This is a genomic window from Corallococcus exiguus, from assembly GCF_009909105.1.
GTDB classification, from domain to species: domain Bacteria; phylum Myxococcota; class Myxococcia; order Myxococcales; family Myxococcaceae; genus Corallococcus; species Corallococcus exiguus.
The window spans coordinates 284560-301613 of record NZ_JAAAPK010000008.1 but is presented as its reverse complement, the minus strand read 5'-3'; the positions used below and the strand labels follow the sequence as shown (position 1 = coordinate 301613).

Below are 17054 nucleotides of genomic sequence, written 5' to 3'. Positions count from 1 at the left end.
GGAAGAACCCATGTGGAAAGCCGGAGATCACCGCAAAGGCTTCAGTGGGCCGACTTCCTGTGCGACGCACACGCACGATGTGCGTGACACAGGCGCCCTTGCAATGTGTCCGGGGGAGCAGAACTGGATACGAGAATACCACTAGGAATGGGTTCTACTGAACTTGAACAATTTGCTCGAATCGCTCACATTCGCTTGTCAGCCCTGCTTCCTGGTCTTCAGCACTCACTCCGCCCTCCCTTGACTCCGCGAGTTCCCTTCTTGGAACCGCCGTGAATCGAGTGCGGGTGCGGGGACTCCCTGATCGCACACCATGACTGCTCCCCTGTATCGCCTCGCGGACGCCACTCTCGTTGAACCGCTCGTCCAGGACTTCCAGGCCTGGTGGATGACGGTGGCGCCCATGCCCGCGAGCCTGCATCTGCAGGCCTATCTGCTGCCGCTGCTGAAGGCCTACCTGCAGACGCCGGACTTCCACGCGAAGGCGGCGAAGGATCCGGAGCTGAGCGGCAGCTCCTTCGTGGGCATCGCGCCGGAGCGCGCGGAAGAGGTGCGGGCGCTCATGCAGCGGATGACCACCGCGCAGGAGGACAACATCAAGCTGGCGGAGGCGTTCGACGAGTTCCAGACGCAGCTGCTGGCGGAGGCCAAGGGCCAGTCCCTGGAGCCACTGTATTCGCGGCTGCCGGACGTGCTCAAGGGCAAGGTGGAGCTGGTCTACGACTACGTGAACCGCCCGTCGATGCGCGTGCACGAAGGCCTGCTGTACCGCGGCCACCACCACAAGACGGAGCTCCAGTCGATGCGGCTCCGCCGGCTGAAGGCGGACGCGGAGCGTGACTCGCTGCTCACCACGCCGCGCCTGATGGAGGCGGGGCAGCTGGACTGGAAGGTGCCCTTCCACGACGAGCGCCTGGACAAGCTCTTCAGCCTGGACGTGGAGCCCAAGCCGCTGGAGTGGATCCGCGACCTGCTGGGCGACGCGGTGAAGTCCGACGCGGACCTGATGCCCCTGCTCACGGAGGCGACGCAGACCCTTCCCGAGACCTGGAACGGGCCGGGGGTGCGCATCCGCTACGTGGGCCACGCGTGCGTGCTGGTGGAGTGGAAGGGCACGTCCATCCTCATCGACGCGGTGGTGCCGGTGCGGCCGGAGAAGATGGGCCCGCTGGAGCGCATGTCCTTCGCGGACCTGCCCCGCCGCATCGACTACGTGGTCATCACCCACAGCCACCCGGACCACCTGGACATCGAAACGCTGCTGCGCCTGCGCCACCGCATCGGCACGCTGATGGTGCCGCGCGCGAGCGGCGCCCTGGCGGGTGACTACTCGCCGCGGCTGTTGGGCAAGGCGCTCGGCTTCAAGAACGTGCTGGAGCCCTACTTCTACGAATCCCTGCCCATCCCGGACGGCGAGATCATCGCCGCGCCGTTCATGGGCGAGCACGGCGACGTGGCCCACGCCAAGTCCGCGTGGATCATCCGCACCGGCGAGGATCGCCTGTTCTTCGCCGCCGACTCCATGTGCGTGGATGAGACGACGTACCGCGACCTGCGCAGCACGGTGGGCGATCTGCACACGGTCTTCATGAACACGGAGATCGTCGGCGCGCCGCACACGTGGATGCTGGAGGGCTTCTTCCCCAAGAAGCGCGACCGCAAGCTGGAGAAGAACCGCCGGTGCCGCGGCAGCAACTCCGCCGAAGGCCTGCGCCTCCTGGAACTCGTGGGCGCGAAGCGGATCTTCAACTACGCCATGGGCCTGGAGCCCTGGATGGAGCACATCATCGGGCCCGCCGCCACGCCGGAGACGCCCCGCATGAAGGAGTCGGATCTGCTGCTCACCACCGCTCGCGAGCGCGGCCTCCAGGCCGAACGACTCGAGGGCGCGCGGCAGGTCCACCTCAAGGGCTGATTCGCACGCGGGCGCAGGGCGGCCTGGCCGCCCTCCCCTCGTACGTTGGGCTCGACGGGGCGAGCCCAACCGGTATGCTCCGGAACATGAGGAATCCCCGGAAAGAAACCCTCACGTTCATCGCGGTGACGCTCGCGGTGAGCTGGACGATGGCCGTGGCGTTCATCGCGGGCGGCGAGAAGTCCGTGTGGCTGATGCGCTGGATGATGTGCGTTCCGGGCATCGTGGGCCTCGCGTGCTCGTGGTTCTTCCGTCGCGAGCCGCCTTCCGCGGTGGGCTTCTCCTTCCCCGGCTGGAAGTGGTGGTTCCTGGGGCTGGCGTTGCCGCTGGCGTACGGCGCCGTCATCGCGCCGCTGGCCTACGCGATCCGGTTCGCGACCGGGGACGCGTCCTTCATCCATTTCCAGCCGGAGCTGCTCAAGGGCCCGTTCGGGGTGACGGGCGTGGCGACGGTGCCGGTGATGATCCTCCTGTTCTGGGCGCTGACGGTGACGTGGTGGCTGGCCGCCGCGTCCGTGCGCTGGCGCTGGGTGGAGAAGCTGGGCGCGAAGCTGCCCGAGCGTTGGCGCTGGCTGCGCTACGGCCTGGTCGCGCTGGTGTGGGGGCCCGTCGTGGGCTTCGGCGTCCCCAGCGAGCTGGGTGAGGAAGTGGGCTGGCGCGGGACGCTGGTGCGCTGGTGGATGCACCGGCCGGCGCTGGCCGCGGCCATCACCATGCCGGTGTGGGCCGCGTTCCACCTGCCCCTCATCTTCTCCTCCACGCAGCGCGGGCACGTGGGGCAGAACGTGACGTTCCTCCTGTCCATCGCCGTGGCCGCGGTGGTGTTCGCGCAGCTCTACATGGCGTCGCGCTCCATCTGGCCGCCCGCCCTCTTCCACATCAGCTGGAACATCATCAACCCGCTGCTCTTCGGCAGCGTCTACAACGGCCGGCCGGGGCTCTTCGGCGGTCAGGTCTGGGTCTTCAACGGCGAGGGCGTCTTCGGGCTCCTGCTCCACGGGCTGGTGGCCGTGTGGCTCTTCCGCCATTGGAAGCGGAGCGCCCGGACCACGGAAAGCGCGGTATTGCCGGAGTCCTCCGCGACGCCTGCCTGAGGCCTTGCGACCCGGCGAGCGCAGGCTTTTCCGCATGTGACATCCCGGGCGGGCAACAGTTACTCTCCCGCGCGAGATGACCCCTGCCGTCCGGGCCGACATGGAAGCACGTGCCGACCGCGCCCTGCGCCGGGGCGAGCTGGCGGAGGCGTTCGAGCTCTTCGAGCACCTCCTGGCCGCCTTTCCGCGCGAAGAGAGCCTGGCCGCCAGGCTGGCCCAGCTGCGCGACAGCCTCCAGCCGGAGGAGCTGCAGCACCTGAAGAACCGCGTGCGCGAACCCCAGCGCCTCCCGCTGGGCCCGCCGTCGCCCATGCAGGAGGGCGAGCGACTCTTCACGTTGGGTGACTATGTGGGCGCCGCCGCCGCGTACCGCCGGGCACTTCAGGAGCGCCCCGGCAACGAGCTGGTGCTGGAGCGGCTGGAGGAGCTGTACCGGATGGCCCGCGAGATGCCCGTGCAGTCCCCCACGGACCGGGCCCTTCCGCCACAGAAGGAGGATCGCCTCCAGGCCCTCCTGGACCGGCTGGCCTCCCGGCGTCGCCTCAAGCGCGACTGAGGGGCCGCCCCCGCGTCCCGGCGAGCGCGGATCCGACGCAACCGCTGATTCGCGCGTTGCACCCCCCTGGGGTGGCACCTACAATCCGCACCGACGTTGCTGTCATAGTGCCGCCCGTTCCTACTGACACCCGCGTCCGACTTTCTACGCTCCTATGGCTCGACCTCTTCGACTTGGCGTCCTCACCGGCGGTGGCGACTGCCCGGGACTCAATGCGCTCATCCGTGGCCTCGTCCGTCGAGGCGTGCACGAGTTCGGCCACTCGTTCGTCGGCATCGAGAATGGCTACATGGGACTGGTGGAGCCGGAGCTCGTCCGCCCGCTCGGTGTGGAGGACACGCGCGGCATCCTGCCCAAGGGCGGCACCATCCTCGGCACGTCCAACAAGGCGAACCCGTTCTCCTACCCGGTGCGTGAGGGTGATGCCTGGGTGGATCGGGACGTGTCGGATTCGGTCCTTCGCCGCTGCGAGGAGTTGCGGCTGGACGGACTGGTCGCGATTGGCGGGGACGGCACGCTGTCCATCGCGCACCAGCTGGCGGAGAAGGGGCTGAAGGTCGTCGGGTGTCCGAAGACCATCGACAACGACTTGTCCGGCACGGACCAGACGTTCGGGTTCGACACCGCGCGGCTCATCGTCACGGAGGCGCTGGACCGGCTGCACTCCACCGCGGAGGCGCATGACCGCGTGATGGTGGTGGAGATCATGGGCCGCCACGCGGGCTTCCTCACGCTGGAGAGCGGCATCGCTGGCGGCGCGGACCTCATCCTCATCCCGGAGATTCCGTACCGCGTGGAGTCCATGCTGGAGACGCTGAAGCGGCGGGCCACGCGGCGGCGCAGCTTCTCCATCATCGCCATCTCCGAAGGCGCGTATCCGGAGGGTGGCGCGCTGTCCGTGCTGGCGGAGGCCGCGGACATCCCGGGGCGGGGCGTGGTGCGGCTGGGCGGCTCCGGCAAGGTGTGCGCGGATCTGCTGGCGAGCCACATCGCGGCGGAGATCCGCGTCACCGTGCTGGGCCACCTGCAGCGCGGCGGCAGCCCGAGCGCGGCGGACCGGGTGCTGGCCACGCGCTACGGGTGCAAGGTGCTGGACCTGGTGCGGGACAACCAGTGGGGGCACATGGTGGCGCTGCGGAACAACGACGTCATCCCCGTGCCGCTGAGTGAGTCTCGCAAGGAGCGACGCGTGGACGTCCAGGGAGACCTGGTGCGGTTCGCGCGGAGCATGGGCATCGGGTTCGGGGACTGAGGGGAGAGCGCGCACCGCACGCCATGACGCTCGTCGGCCGCCATATCGGTCGCTATCGCATCCTGGAGGAGCTGGGCTCCGGGGGCATGAGCGTCGTGTACAAGGGCCTGGACACGGCCCTTGACCGCGAGGTCGCGGTGAAGGTGCTGCACCCGCACCTGGCCGGCAAGGACGAGTCGCGCCGCCGCCTGGCGCGCGAGGCCCGCGCGGTGGCGAAGCTGCACCACCCCAACATCCTGGAGGTGTTCGACTTCTCCTCGGCGGAGGCGCACGACGCCTTCATCGTCACCGAGTACATCCGCGGCCGGACGCTCAAGACGTACCTGGATGAAGGCCCGCTGGAGCCGCCGGAGCTGGCGGCGATGATCATCCACGAGCTGGCGGCGGCGCTGGCGCACGCGCACGAAGCGGGCGTCATCCACCGCGACCTGAAGCCGGAGAACGTCATGGTGCGCGAGGACGGGGTCCTCAAGCTCATGGACTTCGGCATCGCGCGGCTGCTGGACATCGAGGACCGGATGACGGTGACCGGCGCGCTGGTGGGTTCGCCCGCGCACATGTCGCCGGAGATCATCGAGGGCCTGGAGGCCGGGCCTGAGGCGGACGTCTTCAGCCTGGGGATCATGTTCTACGCGCTGATGACGGGCCGCCTGCCCTTCACCGCGTCGAACACCACGGCGACGCTCAAGCGCATCCTGGACGGGGCGTATGAAGACCCTCGCCGCCGCGTGCCCGCGCTGTCGGACGAGCTCGCGGAGATCTGCGCGACGTGCCTCCAGCGCGACCCGGCGCGGCGCTACCCGAACGCGGGGAAGCTGCGCGACGCGCTGGCGGATGCGCTCGCGGGGCTGGGTTTCTCCCGCGTGGGCGAGGAGCTGATTTCGTTCTTCGCGGATCCGCCGTCGTACCAGCGGCTCGCGCGCCAGCGCATCGTCGCGGCGCTGCTGGAGCGTGGGGAGCGGCAGCTGGCGGAGAAGCGGACGCCGCGCGCACTGGCGTGTCTCAATCACGTGCTCGCGCTGGATGCGACGAATGAACGGGCGCTGGGGTTGCTCAAGGGCATCCAGCGTCAGCAGCGGCGGCGCACGTGGCGCAGGCGCGGCATCCGCGCGGGCATCGCGGCGGGCGTGGCGCTCGCGTTGGGGTTGGGCGGCTGGCAGCTGTTCCGGATGAACGCGAGCGCGCCCGAGACGCCGAAGGTGCAGCCGGATGATCCGCGCGCCGAGGGCTCGAAGACCCCGGGTTCCCAGTCCGCGGCTGGCGGTACGACGGGCGGCTCCACGGGCACGCAAGGCACGGGCGCGGTCCAAGGCTCGCAGGGCACGGGCGGCACGGCGGGTTCGCCCGACGGCACGGGCACCCTTCAGGGCACGCAGGCCACGGGCTCGAGACCCAACGGTGCGCAGGGCACGGGTGGCACGGGCACGCCCGGCCGAGACAGCGACCTCAACCCTCGGGTCCCCTCCCCTCCGGATCGCACGCCCTCGCGCCCCACGGTGGTCGCCAGCCTCGACCCACAGGACGACTCCAAGCCCTCGCGCAACGGCAAGATCCCCGTGTCCATCCTCGTGCGCCCCTACGGCTCCATCCGCGTGGACGGCGGCCCCGCCGGCGCGCAGCAGCTCGCGCAGCACGACGTGCACCTGTCCCCTGGCGAGCACACCGTCATCGTCTCCTGCGGCTACTGCGAGGACGCCACGGAGACCATCGACGTGAAGCCGGACCGCGAGAACGTCTTCCGCCTGCGCGCCTTGCTGAAGGCCTCGCAGCTGGCCATGGACTACCAGCCGCCGGACGCCACCGTGCGCGTGGGCGACGTGGAGCGCGCCGCGAACGACAGCCTCCAGCACCCCTTCGACATCCGCTCCCCCCGAGGCCCCGCCAGCTTCCAGCACCGCGTGGAGGTGGAGATCTCCTCCCCCGGCTACAAGACCGAGAAGCGCGTCGTCCTGCTGGAGCCCGGCAAGCCCACCACCCTGCGCGGGAGCCTGGCGCCCGAATGAGCCAAGGCCCGCTGCTTCTCGTCGTCCTCCTGCTGGCCGCCCTGCTCGGCCCCGCGTCCGCGCGCGCCCAGGCGCCCATGGGCGCGGATCCGGAGGTCGCCGCGCTGCGCTCGTCGTTCGAATACGGCAAGTACGCGGAGGTGCTGGAGCGCGCGGGCCAGCGCATCGACCGGGGCGACCTGCCGGAGGAGGACCTGGTGGAGCTGCACAAGCTCGCGGGCCTGTCCGCCTTCAACCTCAACAAGACGGACGACGCCGAGCGCCACCTGCGCGCCGTGCTCCGGTTGGATCCCGACTTCAGCCTGGACCCCTTCGTAGTCCCGCCCCCGGCCGTCGCCTACTTCGAGGACCTCAAGAACCAGATGTCCGGCGAGCGCGATTTCCTTCGGCAGGAGCAGCGCCTGCGCCTGGAGCGAGAGAAGACCGAACAGGAGCGCCGGGAACAGGAGCGCGTCGCCCTGGAGACGCAGCGCCGCCGCGCGGAGGAGCTGGCCCGTCAGGTCACCGTGCGCACCGTGGAGAAGCACAACTTCCTGGTCAACTTCGTCCCCTTCGGCGCCGGCCAGTTCCAGCAGGGCCGCAACGGCATGGGCATCGCCTTCGCCGCGACGGAAGGCGTGCTGGCCATCACCAGCATCATCGCGTTCTTCGCGTACGATTCGCTCTTCGAGGAGCGGCTCATCAACCTGGACAACGTGCTGGACGAGGACGGCCGCGCGTCCATTCCGGTGCGCTACATCCCCACGGACCGCGCCCGGCAGGCGGACACCTGGCAGCTGCTCAAGCTCGCGTCCGCCACCGGCTTCTACACCGTCTACACCCTGGGCGTGGTGGACGCCGTCTACCACCACGAGGACCAGGTGGTGAGCAGCACCACCGTCGAGTCCCGCCCCGAACCGAAGCCCTCTCCTACCGTCTCCCAGGCCGCGCCGCCGCGCGTGCGGCTGTACTCCACCAAGGGTGGGCTGGGCGCCGGCTTCTCCCTCACGTTCTAGCCCCGAACCCCAAAGTCCGCCCATGGCCAGCCTCACCGTTCGCACCCCCGATGGAAAGGTCCGCACGGTCTCCCTGCTCAAGCGCATCACCAGCCTGGGGCGGGGATCCGACAACGATGTGCCACTGGAGGACGCCAGCGTCCCCTCCAATGCCCTGCACGTCACCTTCGACGGCTCCCGCTACGAAGTCGGCAGCCTGGGCGCCACCTTCCACGTCAACGGCAAGCGGCGCGACAATCACGCGCTCGCCACCGGTGACGTGGTCAAGGTTGGCGGCACCGAGCTGACCTTCTCCCGCGAGGACGCCCCCCGCGAGCCCGTGCGCCGCGAGGTGCCCGAGCGGGAGGTGTCCCTCCTCCCCTCCGCCGCCACCGCCTCGTCTGATTCGCACACGGCGGAGCTGCCCGGCGTGGTGGGCCGCGAGCTGGTGCTGCTCAAGCGGCTCACCGCGTTCAGCGAGCGGCTCTTCGGCAGCTACGACGTGGACCGCATCCTGGAGAGCCTGCTGGACGAGGCCATTGAGGTCACCCGCGCCGACAAGGGCTTCCTCATCCTGATGGAGAGCGGCGAGCCGCGCGTGAAGGCCGCGCGCAACGTGGCCCGGGAGAACATCGAGGACGCGGTGGAGAAGCTGTCCGACTCCATCATCGCCAAGGTGGTGAAGGACCAGAAGGCCATCATCGTCGCGGACGCGCTGGACGCGCCGGAGTTCAAGGCCAGCGAGTCCGTGGTGAACCTCAAGGTCCACTCCGTCATGTGCGTGCCGGTGATGCACAAGGGCGACCTGTTCGGCGTGCTCTACGTGGGCAACGATCGACTGGTGAACCGCTTCGAGCCCAAGAGCCTGGACATGCTCACCGTGTTCGCGGCGCAGGCGTCCCTGCTCTTGCAGAACGCGCTGCTCGTGAACGACCTCAAGCTCGACAACACGGAGCTGCGCCGCAAGCTGGAGGACCAGCGCTACGGCGACATCGTGGGCGCGTGCCAGGGCATGCGGGACGTGTACAAGCGCATCGACAAGATCGCGCCCACGGACATCTCCGTGCTGATTACGGGAGAGACGGGCACGGGCAAGGAGCTCATCGCCCGGGAGGTCCACCGCCGCTCGCCGCGCACCAAGGGCCCGTTCATCACGGTGAACTGCGGCGCCATCCCGGAGAACCTGCTGGAGAGCGAGCTGTTCGGCCACGCCAAGGGCGCCTTCACCGGCGCGGTGGCCACGCGGCCCGGCAAGTTCCAGGCGGCCATCGGCGGCACGCTCTTCCTGGACGAGATCGGCGAGATGCCGCTCCAGCTCCAGGTGAAGCTGCTGCGCGCGCTCCAGGACAAGATTGTCTACAAGGTCGGCGAGAACCGCGGCGAGCCGGTGGACATCCGCGTGGTGGCCGCGACGAACAAGATTCTTGAAGACGAGGTGAAGCGGAACACGTTCCGCGAGGACCTCTACTACCGGCTCAACGTCGTCACCGTGAAGCTGCCGCCCCTGCGCGAGCGCGGCGAGGACGTCATCGTCCTGGGCCGCTTCTTCCTCCAGAAGTACGCGCGCGAGTTCAACTCCAAGGCGCGCGGCTTCACGCCCGCGGCCGCCGTGTCGATGAAGAAGTACGGCTGGCCGGGCAACATCCGGGAGCTGGAGAACCGCCTGAAGAAGGCGGTGGTGCTGGCGGACAAGCCGCTGCTCGGCGCGGACGACCTGGACCTCAAGCCGGAGAACCTGGAGCCCATCATGCCGCTGCTCCAGGCGAAGGAAGAGTTCCAGAAGCGTTACATCAACGAAGTCCTCGCCCGGAACAACGGCAACCGCACCAAGACGGCCAAGGACCTGGGGGTGGATCCCCGCACCATCTTCCGCCACCTGGAGAAACTGGAGGCGGAGAAGACGGGCGGTCCGCTTCCTCCCGAGGAGAACGAGGAACTGCTATAGCGTTCCCCCAAGCCACGCCATGCACCGTCACGCGACGCGACAGTCCCGGGGCATCCTCCAGCCGTTGGTGACGGCCCTGGGGCTCGCGGCGCTCGCGACGGGCTCCGGGTGCCTCATCCCCCAGGACGTGGCGCTGCTGGAGAGCCTGCCCGAGTTCAGGAACCGCCCGCCCCGCATCGTGGAGGAGCAGGTGGAGCCCTCCGAGCGCATCCTGCGCGCCTTCGGCGTGGGCAGCTGCACCCAGGACTTCAACGTGGTGGTGGAGGACCTGGACGTCGACGACCGCATCACCGTGGAGTGGTACGTGGACTACAACCCGTCCAACCCCACGGGCTACTACCGGCAGATCGTCCTCGCCAACACCGGCCAGCCCCGCCGTGACGACCGCGGCACGCTGCGCATGGACCTGCGCTCGGCCAACAACCCGCTGGCCCCGCCGGGCATCCACCTGATCGAGGCGTTCGTCACCGACCGGCACCTCACCAACCGCCAGCCGGATCCTCCGGACGAAGTCATCCTCGCGGACGGCGGCGTGGTGAAGAACCCGGGCTTCGTCACCTCGTACGCGTGGGTGGTGAACACCGTGGCTGGGGACTGCCAGTGAGGCGCGCGCTCCGGGCCCTGGCGCTGGCGCTCGGGCTGACCGGGGCCGGGTGCGGCTTCCTGGATGACGAGCCGCCCCCGGAGCAGCTGGTGTGCCGCTCCGACGCGGAGTGCGCCGCCGGCCAGGTGTGCTTCGTGGACGGCTGCGGCAACCCCGGCGGCGACATCGTCGTGGAGGTGCAGCCCCATCCCAAGGCGGGCCTGCTCGCGCAGGACTTCCCGGTGGACCGGCTGCGGGCGGAGCAGAACCTGGAGCTCTTCAGCCCCGTGCGCCTGACGGGCACCGTCACGAGCGGCACCACCGCCACGGAGGACGGTGGCACGGCGCCCGTCCCCTACCGCGCCCCCATCCACCTGCTGGCCACGGGCGACAGCCGCCTCATCCCGGGCGTGGCACGGCGCTATGAGACGACGCTCACCCCGGACGACGGCGCGTGGGTGCTGCCCGTGGGCAGCGGCCAATACACCGTGACGCTCACGCCGGTGGACCCGTCCCTGCCGCCGCTGTCGCGCGACGCCTTCGTGGACCCTTCCTCGGGCGGCATGGTGGCCTTCGACCTGCCCACCGCGTCGCGCGTGGTGACGGTGACGGGGACGCTGATGCTCCAGGGTTCGAAGCGGGTGGACGCGGACATGGAGGTGCAGGTGCTGGATGAGTCCCTGCGCCCGCTGTCCCAACGCGCCCGCGTGGCCCGCGACACGGGCGCGTTCCAGTTGGTGCTGGGCGCGGACGACGCAAGGCGCGCCACGGTGCTCGTGCGCGCGACGCCCGTGAACGCCGGGGACCTGGTGCCCTGGAAGACCTTCGTGGTGGATCCGTCCACCATCCTCCCCATCCCGCTGGAGCTGGGCGACCCCGGCGCGGCCGTGACGGTGGAGGGCCGCGTGCTGGAGATGAACGGCCAGACGCCCATGGCCGGCGCGCGCGTGTCGCTCCAGGGCCGCGTGGCCGGCGGCGGCACCTTCAAGGGCGTGCCGGTGCTGACGGACGCGCAGGGGCGCTACCAGCTCACGTCCCTGCCCGGCGTCGCGGAGTCCCCGCTCACGCTGGTCATCGTCCCGCCGCCCAGCTCGTCCTCGCGTCTGACGCCCCAGCAGGTGGCGGTGGCGGCGGTGGACACGGTGCTGCCAGACGTGACGTGCCCGGAGCGCATGACGGTGGTGGGCAGCGTGAAGAACCCGGAGGGCACCGGCCCGGCGTCGGGCGTGCGCGTCGTGGTGGAGCCGGTGGGGGCGCTCGAAGGCTATCCGCAGCCGCCCCTGGGCTTCGAGTCGCCCCTCACCACCAACAGCGACGGCAACTTCGCGCTGGCCCTGGACCCGGGCGAGTACCGGCTGGACTTCCTGCCCGGGGAGAACCTGCCGCGCGTCAGCCGCTTCGTCACCGTGCCGGCCGGCACCGCCGATTCAGAGGTGATGACGCTGGCGGCCTTCACGCTGTCACGGGGCCGTTCGTTGAGCGGCCGCATCACCCTGCCCCCGGACCCCGCGCTGGCGCCGGACGGAATCGGGGCGAACGCTTCCGTGCGCTTCTTCCGCGTGGTGACGGTGGGAGGACGGCCTGAGTCCATCCTGCTGGCGCAGACAGTGTCCGACAGCACGGGGCGCTACTCCACCGTGCTGCCCACGCGCTGAAGCAGTGACTACCGGCCGCTGTCCTTGCGGCGCGCGGTGTCGAAGGCGGCGTGCAGCGCGTCCACCGCGCCGCCCACCTCGCCCGCGTACTGCACCGCGTGGATGGTGTAGAGGTCCTGCACCCGCGTGAGGTGGCGGTACACCGAGCGCAGCTCCACGCGCGCCGGATCCCTCGACTCCAGGGCGCACTCGGACTCGGACTTGCGCACGCGCGTCAGCCAGTCCGTGCGGAAGCGCATCCACTCCTGGTCGACCTTGCGGGCGGGGAGGACGTGCACGAGCTTCTCGCGCTCGGACTCCAGGTCCTTCCAGTGCGCGTCCGCGGCGTCCAGGCATTCGCGCACGGTGAGCGGTGGCGTCACGGCCGGGGGCCTCGCGGGCGTCATCGCCGCGACGGAGTGCCCCACGTTCCAGATCATCCACAGCGAGACCAGCGTGGCCAGCGTGATGTGGACCGCGTACGCGGCGCCACGGTAGCGGCGGAAGCGGGGGTCTTTCTGCGAGTCGGGAGCGGACACGGGGCCCAGGTCTTACGACCCTGGACCCCGGGTGGCAATGCTTCCCTTACACACCGTCCGGAAGGCGAACCCTGCCCGGACGGCGGCGGTGTGGGGACTACTGGCCCGCGGCGGGGGCGGCCACGGCCGGAGCGGCCTGGGGCGCGGCGGCCGGGGCGGCGGCGGGCACCGCTGCGGCGTCGCCACCGGAGGCGGCGCGCTTGGCGGAGTTCAGACGGCCGCGGAACTGCGACAGGTACTGGGTGGCCGGGTACGTGGCCAGCGCGTCGCGCACCGTGTCCGCCGCCTTATCGAACGCGCCCGTCTCCTGGTACGACTGGGCGAGCAGCAGCATGGCGTAGTCGCGCGTCTTGGACTTCTTGTCGCCTTCCACGAAGCGGGCCAGCAGCGGCACGGCCTTCTCGTGCTGACGCAGTTGGTTGTAGGCGGTGCCCAGGAAGAAGGACGCGTCCAGCGCGTCCGCCTCCTGCGGGTTCATCGCCAGGAAGCGCGACAGGTTCTCCACCACGGCGGGCATCTCGTTCTTGCGGAAGGCGATCTTCCCGCGCTCCAGGGCGGCGTCGCCCGTCTCACGGCGCAGGATGGCGGCGCGGTCGTTGAGGGCCTGGCGCTCCAGCGAGGACAGCTTCTGCGTGTCCAGCTTCACGAGCGCGTCGATGCCCTTGAGGCGCTCGTCGCCCGGCAGCGTGGTCATCATCTTGTAGACCTCGTTGGCGGCGCGCTGGGCCGTCAGGTGCGAGGTGGAGTCCGCGCGCTGCTTCTCCAGCTGCCCGGAGAGGTCCGCGACCTGCTTCTCCAACCGCTCGCGCTCGTTGGTGTTGCTGGAGCTGCGCGCGCCGTTCACCAGCACCGCGCCACCGACCGCCAGAACCGCGAAGAGCGTGTAGGCCACCGCCGAGGAGAGCCATTGCCGCTTCTGGAAGTCCTCGTGGCGCTTGCCCACCGCCTTCACCTCCGCATGGAGGTTCTTCAGCAGGTTGTCCGTCTTGATGACGAGGTTGCGCGACTCGATGACCTCGCGGCGGAGTTCGGAGAGTTCCTTCTCGAGGTCAGTCTTCGGCTGTTCAGAGGGGGGCATGGACATCTTCCTGGGACCGGAAATGACTTCGGCCGACTCACGCATGCTAGGGGACTCTCCGGGATGAGGGGCGGGTTCTTTTTCCGCTCCCAAACAGGGCCCTTGGTGGCCACCATTCCCCGAAAGTCCCTGCTCCGCGCGCGCTCGCCTGCTTTCGTCTTGGAACTTTCCCGAGCCTCTAGAACGAGGCCATCGGGCGGGACGGATTCGGCGGGAACGTATACGTCACACCGAGCCCGAACCAACTGCCTCCGTGGCTGAAACTGAAGGGCCCGGGCCACTTCGCCGCGTCTGGAGACTCCACGGGGCCGCGCAGGAACATGAGGCGGTATTCAGCGGTGATACCCCACTCCGCGGACAGGCGAAGCGTGGCGCCGAGCGAGCCCACCCAGGCCTGGGTGACATTCTCCTTGAGGGACGAGCCCTCGCGCGTCGAGGAGACGACCGTGGGCCCCGTGAGCACGCCCGCGAAGGGCACCAGCCCCTGCGGTCCGATGTCGAGCACGCCCTGGAAGCGCAGGCCGAGGAGCGCGCCGTACGACACGGTGCTGACCTTGCGGGACACGGTGCCGTCGGCCCCGGGCTCGGACAGGCGCAGGTTCTGCGCGGTGCCGAACAGGTCGATGCCCACCTCCACCAGGTCCGACACCGCGTAAGCGAACGAGGCCACGCCGAACGGACCACCCGAGGACTCCGGCGCGCGCTCCAGGCCGTTGCCCGGCCCCTTGGCGCCATACCAGGCGTCGTAGAGCGTGCCGTTGGAGGTGAGGCGGTAGCCGGCCTGCACGGTGATGCGGCCCACGCCGTCCAGGTTGGCGGGAGCCCGCCCCGCGCTCCAATCACCGTCATCCTGGGCAAGGGCGAGGGCTGGCGCGGCGACGAGGGCGAAGACGAGCGGCAGACGGCGGAGCATCAAGGCGCGGATCCCGGGGCTTTCTGCCGGCACGGGCGCTCGCGGCCCGGTGCTACAGGCGTGTCGCACACCGTATCCGGGGGCCATGCCGCGTCAATTTTCCGGCCGTCCCCCACCGTGTCGATTTCGCGCCCTACCATTCGTCGCCATTGTGAACCCGACGTTCCAGGAGAACTCCCCATGCGCTTCATGATGATCGTCAAGGCCAACACCGACAGCGAGACCGGTCGCCTCCCCTCCACGGAGGAGTTGACCTCGATGGGCAAGTACAACGAGGAGCTGGTGAAGGCCGGCATCCTGCTCGCGGGTGAAGGGCTGCACCCCAGCTCCAAGGGCGCCCGCGTGGCGTTCTCCAAGACGGGGAACACGGTGACGGATGGCCCCTTCTCGGAGACGAAGGAGCTGGTCGCCGGCTTCTGGATCATCGAGGTGAAGTCGCGCGAGGAGGCCATCGCCTGGGCGCGCCGCATCCCCTTCCAGGAGGGAGAGGTGGAGATCCGCCAGGTGGCCTCCGCGGAGGACTTCGCGGAAAGCGATCCCACCGGCGAGCTGCGCGCGAAGGAGGAGGCGCTGCGCGCTCAGGTCGAGGCGAAGGCCAAGGCCTGAGCCGTCAGCGAGCGCGCCGCTCCAGCTCCAGCAGCGGCATCTCCAGCACCACCACCGTGCCGTGCGTGCACGGGGGTGTGAAGTCCGCGCGGTCCAACTCGCCCAACAGCGCGCGCAGCTGCGCGTCGGTGAGCGGCGAAGACGATGCGCGCCGCGCGGCGTGACAGGCCATCACGCGCACGGCCTCCGCCAGGCTCGTCACGTCCAGCGGAGCGCTGCGCGGAGGCAACGCGCGCGACAGGGCCTCCAGGAGCGCGCGCGGGTCCACGCCCTCCAGGCCCGCCGGCACCGACTTGAGCGCGAGCGCCGTGCCGCCAAAGGGCTCCACGTCCACGCCCAGCTTGAGCAGCGCCTCGCGGCCATCCACCAGCGCCTTCACCGCAGCCAGCGACAGGTCCACCGTGGTGCCGAACAGCGACGGCGGCGGCGCCTTCGTCTCGTCCTCCAGCCGGCGCAGGTACGCGGTGAGGCGCGCGCGCTCCAGCGCGGCGTGAGGGTCCAGCACCACCAGCGTGCCGCCGGGGCCCTCGCAGACATGGAAGCGGCTGCCCAACAGGCCCATGGGGCGCAGCGCCGCGAAGTAGCCTGGAGGCGGCGCTTCGTTGAGCTGCGGCTGGGCCTCACCGAACCCGAGCGAGCGGCCCGGCACCTGGGGGCCCTGGAACGGACCCGGGAACGCGCTGCCCTGCGCTCCACCGTTCGGCGAGAAATAGGACGGCGTCAGCGGGCGCGCGGGCGTGGAACCGTCGGGGCCGGGTGCGTCCATCGCGGTGGGCAGCGGCGCGCCCCAGGTGGCTTCCTGCGCGCGAGTGAGGAAGCGCTCCACGGCGTGCGCATAGTGCGCGGCGTCTCGGGGCTGCGGGTTCGCGGCCTGCTCTTCCGGCGAGCCCAGCCATGGGGCCGCGCGCAGCACGCGTGAGAGGGCGGCGCTGATCGCGTCCTGCACGCCACGGGCGTCCGCGAAGCGCACCTCCATCTTCTGCGGGTGCACGTTGACGTCCACCGCGGCGGGCTCCACGTCGATGTGCAGCACCACCACCGGCTGACGGCCCGCGGGCAGGAAGTCCTGGAACGCGCGCTGCACGGTGCTGATGAGGCCGCGGTCGCGGATGTAGCGGCGGTTGACGAAGGTGTAGAGGCCGCGCGCGTTGGGCAGCGTGTACTCCGGCGACGCGAGGTAGCCCGTGACGACGACACCCAGCCGGCGCTCCTCCACCGGGAACAGGTGCGGGAAGGACGCGGGGCCCAGGGCCGCGGCGATGCGCTCGCGCGGATCATGTTCGGCGGCGGGGCTGGAGAAGAGCTCGTTGCCCTCGTGCGAGGCGAAGAAGCCGACCTCCGGGTGCGCGAGCGCCAGGCGCACCACGGCCTCCTCGCAGTGCTTGAGCTCGGTGGCGCCCTGACGCATGAACTTGCGGCGCGCGGGCACGTTGAAGAACAGGTCCTCGATGGTGATGACCGTGCCCACGCGGGGTGGCGCGGCCTCCACCGTGGGCGGGCCGCCCCCCTCCACCATGACCTTGGTGCCCTCGTGCGCGTCCGGCTCCGCGGTGTGCAGCGTGAAACGGGACACGGAGGCGATGGCGGGGATGGCCTCGCCCCGGAACCCCATGGAGTCGATGTGGAAGAGGTCGTCCAGTTCGCGCAGCTTGCTGGTGGCGTGGCGCTCCAGGCAGAGCGTGGCGTCCTCGCGGCTCATGCCGTGGCCGTCGTCGGAGATGGTGATGCGGCCCACGCCGCCGGCCTCCAGCTCCACGCGGACGGTGCGGGCCCCGGCGTCGAGCGAGTTCTCGCACAGCTCCTTCACCACGGAGGCGGGGCGCTCCACCACCTCACCGGCGGCGATCTTGTTGATGAGCACGTCGCTCAGGCGCGCGATTCGGGACATGGCGATCAACCACCCTCCGCCACCTGGATGACGTTGTCCAGAACATCACGGGCACACGCGGCTGACATTCCTGG

Annotated in this window: 14 protein-coding genes; 10 read left to right on the top strand and 4 right to left on the bottom strand. The window is 70.1% G+C overall.

The features are described from left to right. The first annotated feature begins 313 nt into the window (after window positions 1-313). The 9 genes from GTZ93_RS27610 (at window position 314) to GTZ93_RS27570 (ending at window position 11977) form a co-directional block, all read left to right on the top strand. Window positions 314-1915 carry an MBL fold metallo-hydrolase gene (locus GTZ93_RS27610; protein ID WP_139915337.1) on the top strand — a complete coding sequence of 534 codons (1602 nt, stop codon included), beginning with the start codon at window positions 314-316 and terminating at the stop codon, window positions 1913-1915. An 86-nt stretch (window positions 1916-2001) separates the two neighbouring features. Continuing rightward, the gene (locus tag GTZ93_RS27605; RefSeq protein WP_161663101.1) at window positions 2002-3009 is read left to right on the top strand and encodes a CPBP family intramembrane glutamic endopeptidase; all 1008 of its coding nucleotides are present in this window, start codon (window positions 2002-2004) and stop codon (window positions 3007-3009) included. 76 nt (window positions 3010-3085) lie between these two features. Continuing rightward, a complete protein-coding gene (locus tag GTZ93_RS27600) occupies window positions 3086-3565 on the top strand; it encodes a hypothetical protein (RefSeq protein ID WP_120575378.1) in 480 nt (159 codons plus the stop codon). Window positions 3566-3719: 154 nt separating this feature from the next. Continuing rightward, window positions 3720-4817, top strand: a complete 1098-nt coding sequence (locus GTZ93_RS27595; RefSeq protein ID WP_139915335.1) for a 6-phosphofructokinase — start codon at window positions 3720-3722, stop codon at window positions 4815-4817. A 23-nt stretch (window positions 4818-4840) separates the two neighbouring features. Next, on the top strand, window positions 4841-6820 hold the full coding sequence (locus GTZ93_RS27590) for a serine/threonine-protein kinase (protein WP_139915334.1): 1980 nt from the start codon (window positions 4841-4843) through the stop codon (window positions 6818-6820). Then, window positions 6817-7815 (top strand): hypothetical protein, encoded by a 999-nt coding sequence (locus GTZ93_RS27585; RefSeq protein ID WP_139915333.1) that lies wholly within the window; start codon window positions 6817-6819, stop codon window positions 7813-7815. Before GTZ93_RS27590 ends, GTZ93_RS27585 begins: the two co-directional genes overlap by 4 nt. 22 nt (window positions 7816-7837) lie before the next feature. Beyond that, on the top strand, window positions 7838-9739 hold the full coding sequence (locus tag GTZ93_RS27580; RefSeq protein WP_139915332.1) for a sigma 54-interacting transcriptional regulator: 1902 nt from the start codon (window positions 7838-7840) through the stop codon (window positions 9737-9739). Window positions 9740-9758: 19 nt separating this feature from the next. Beyond that, complete coding sequence (locus GTZ93_RS27575) at window positions 9759-10343, top strand: hypothetical protein (RefSeq protein WP_120575373.1); 585 nt, start codon at window positions 9759-9761, stop codon at window positions 10341-10343. Then, window positions 10340-11977 (top strand): peptidase associated/transthyretin-like domain-containing protein, encoded by a 1638-nt coding sequence (locus GTZ93_RS27570; protein WP_169819990.1) that lies wholly within the window; start codon window positions 10340-10342, stop codon window positions 11975-11977. Before GTZ93_RS27575 ends, GTZ93_RS27570 begins: the two co-directional genes overlap by 4 nt. Before the next feature lie 8 nt (window positions 11978-11985). Here GTZ93_RS27570 and GTZ93_RS27565 read toward each other — a convergent pair whose 3' ends face one another. The 3 genes from GTZ93_RS27565 to GTZ93_RS27555 all read right to left on the bottom strand — a co-directional run bounded on the left by GTZ93_RS27565 (window position 11986) and on the right by GTZ93_RS27555 (window position 14486). Continuing rightward, the gene (locus tag GTZ93_RS27565) at window positions 11986-12495 is read right to left on the bottom strand and encodes a hypothetical protein (RefSeq protein ID WP_180945991.1); all 510 of its coding nucleotides are present in this window, start codon (window positions 12493-12495) and stop codon (window positions 11986-11988) included. A 97-nt stretch (window positions 12496-12592) separates the two neighbouring features. Further along, complete coding sequence (locus tag GTZ93_RS27560; protein WP_161663100.1) at window positions 12593-13618, bottom strand: tetratricopeptide repeat protein; 1026 nt, start codon at window positions 13616-13618, stop codon at window positions 12593-12595. A 133-nt stretch (window positions 13619-13751) separates the two neighbouring features. Further along, the gene (locus GTZ93_RS27555; RefSeq protein ID WP_120577703.1) at window positions 13752-14486 is read right to left on the bottom strand and encodes a hypothetical protein; all 735 of its coding nucleotides are present in this window, start codon (window positions 14484-14486) and stop codon (window positions 13752-13754) included. Window positions 14487-14666: 180 nt separating this feature from the next. Here GTZ93_RS27555 and GTZ93_RS27550 point away from each other — a divergent pair, with 180 nt between their 5' ends. Then, window positions 14667-15092, top strand: a complete 426-nt coding sequence (locus tag GTZ93_RS27550) for a YciI family protein (RefSeq protein WP_139920996.1) — start codon at window positions 14667-14669, stop codon at window positions 15090-15092. Between the two features lie 4 nt (window positions 15093-15096). On the opposite strand, the gene mutL is transcribed toward GTZ93_RS27550, so the two are convergent. After that, window positions 15097-16980 (bottom strand): DNA mismatch repair endonuclease MutL, encoded by a 1884-nt coding sequence (gene mutL / locus GTZ93_RS27545; protein ID WP_139920997.1) that lies wholly within the window; start codon window positions 16978-16980, stop codon window positions 15097-15099. Window positions 16981-17054 lie beyond the last annotated feature (74 nt).

What these genes read in the sequence shown, in the direction of transcription:
- GTZ93_RS27610 (WP_139915337.1), top strand. Translation starts at nt 314, where the DNA reads ATGACTGCTCCCCTGTATCGCCTCGCGGACGCCACTCTCGTTGAACCG.
- GTZ93_RS27605 (WP_161663101.1), top strand. Translation starts at nt 2,002, where the DNA reads ATGAGGAATCCCCGGAAAGAAACCCTCACGTTCATCGCGGTGACGCTC.
- GTZ93_RS27600 (WP_120575378.1), top strand. Translation starts at nt 3,086, where the DNA reads ATGACCCCTGCCGTCCGGGCCGACATGGAAGCACGTGCCGACCGCGCC.
- GTZ93_RS27595 (WP_139915335.1), top strand. Translation starts at nt 3,720, where the DNA reads ATGGCTCGACCTCTTCGACTTGGCGTCCTCACCGGCGGTGGCGACTGC.
- GTZ93_RS27590 (WP_139915334.1), top strand. Translation starts at nt 4,841, where the DNA reads ATGACGCTCGTCGGCCGCCATATCGGTCGCTATCGCATCCTGGAGGAG.
- GTZ93_RS27585 (WP_139915333.1), top strand. Translation starts at nt 6,817, where the DNA reads ATGAGCCAAGGCCCGCTGCTTCTCGTCGTCCTCCTGCTGGCCGCCCTG.
- GTZ93_RS27580 (WP_139915332.1), top strand. Translation starts at nt 7,838, where the DNA reads ATGGCCAGCCTCACCGTTCGCACCCCCGATGGAAAGGTCCGCACGGTC.
- GTZ93_RS27575 (WP_120575373.1), top strand. Translation starts at nt 9,759, where the DNA reads ATGCACCGTCACGCGACGCGACAGTCCCGGGGCATCCTCCAGCCGTTG.
- GTZ93_RS27560 (WP_161663100.1), bottom strand. Translation starts at nt 13,618, where the DNA reads ATGCGTGAGTCGGCCGAAGTCATTTCCGGTCCCAGGAAGATGTCCATG.
- GTZ93_RS27555 (WP_120577703.1), bottom strand. Translation starts at nt 14,486, where the DNA reads ATGCTCCGCCGTCTGCCGCTCGTCTTCGCCCTCGTCGCCGCGCCAGCC.
- GTZ93_RS27550 (WP_139920996.1), top strand. Translation starts at nt 14,667, where the DNA reads ATGCGCTTCATGATGATCGTCAAGGCCAACACCGACAGCGAGACCGGT.
- mutL (WP_139920997.1), bottom strand. Translation starts at nt 16,980, where the DNA reads ATGTCCCGAATCGCGCGCCTGAGCGACGTGCTCATCAACAAGATCGCC.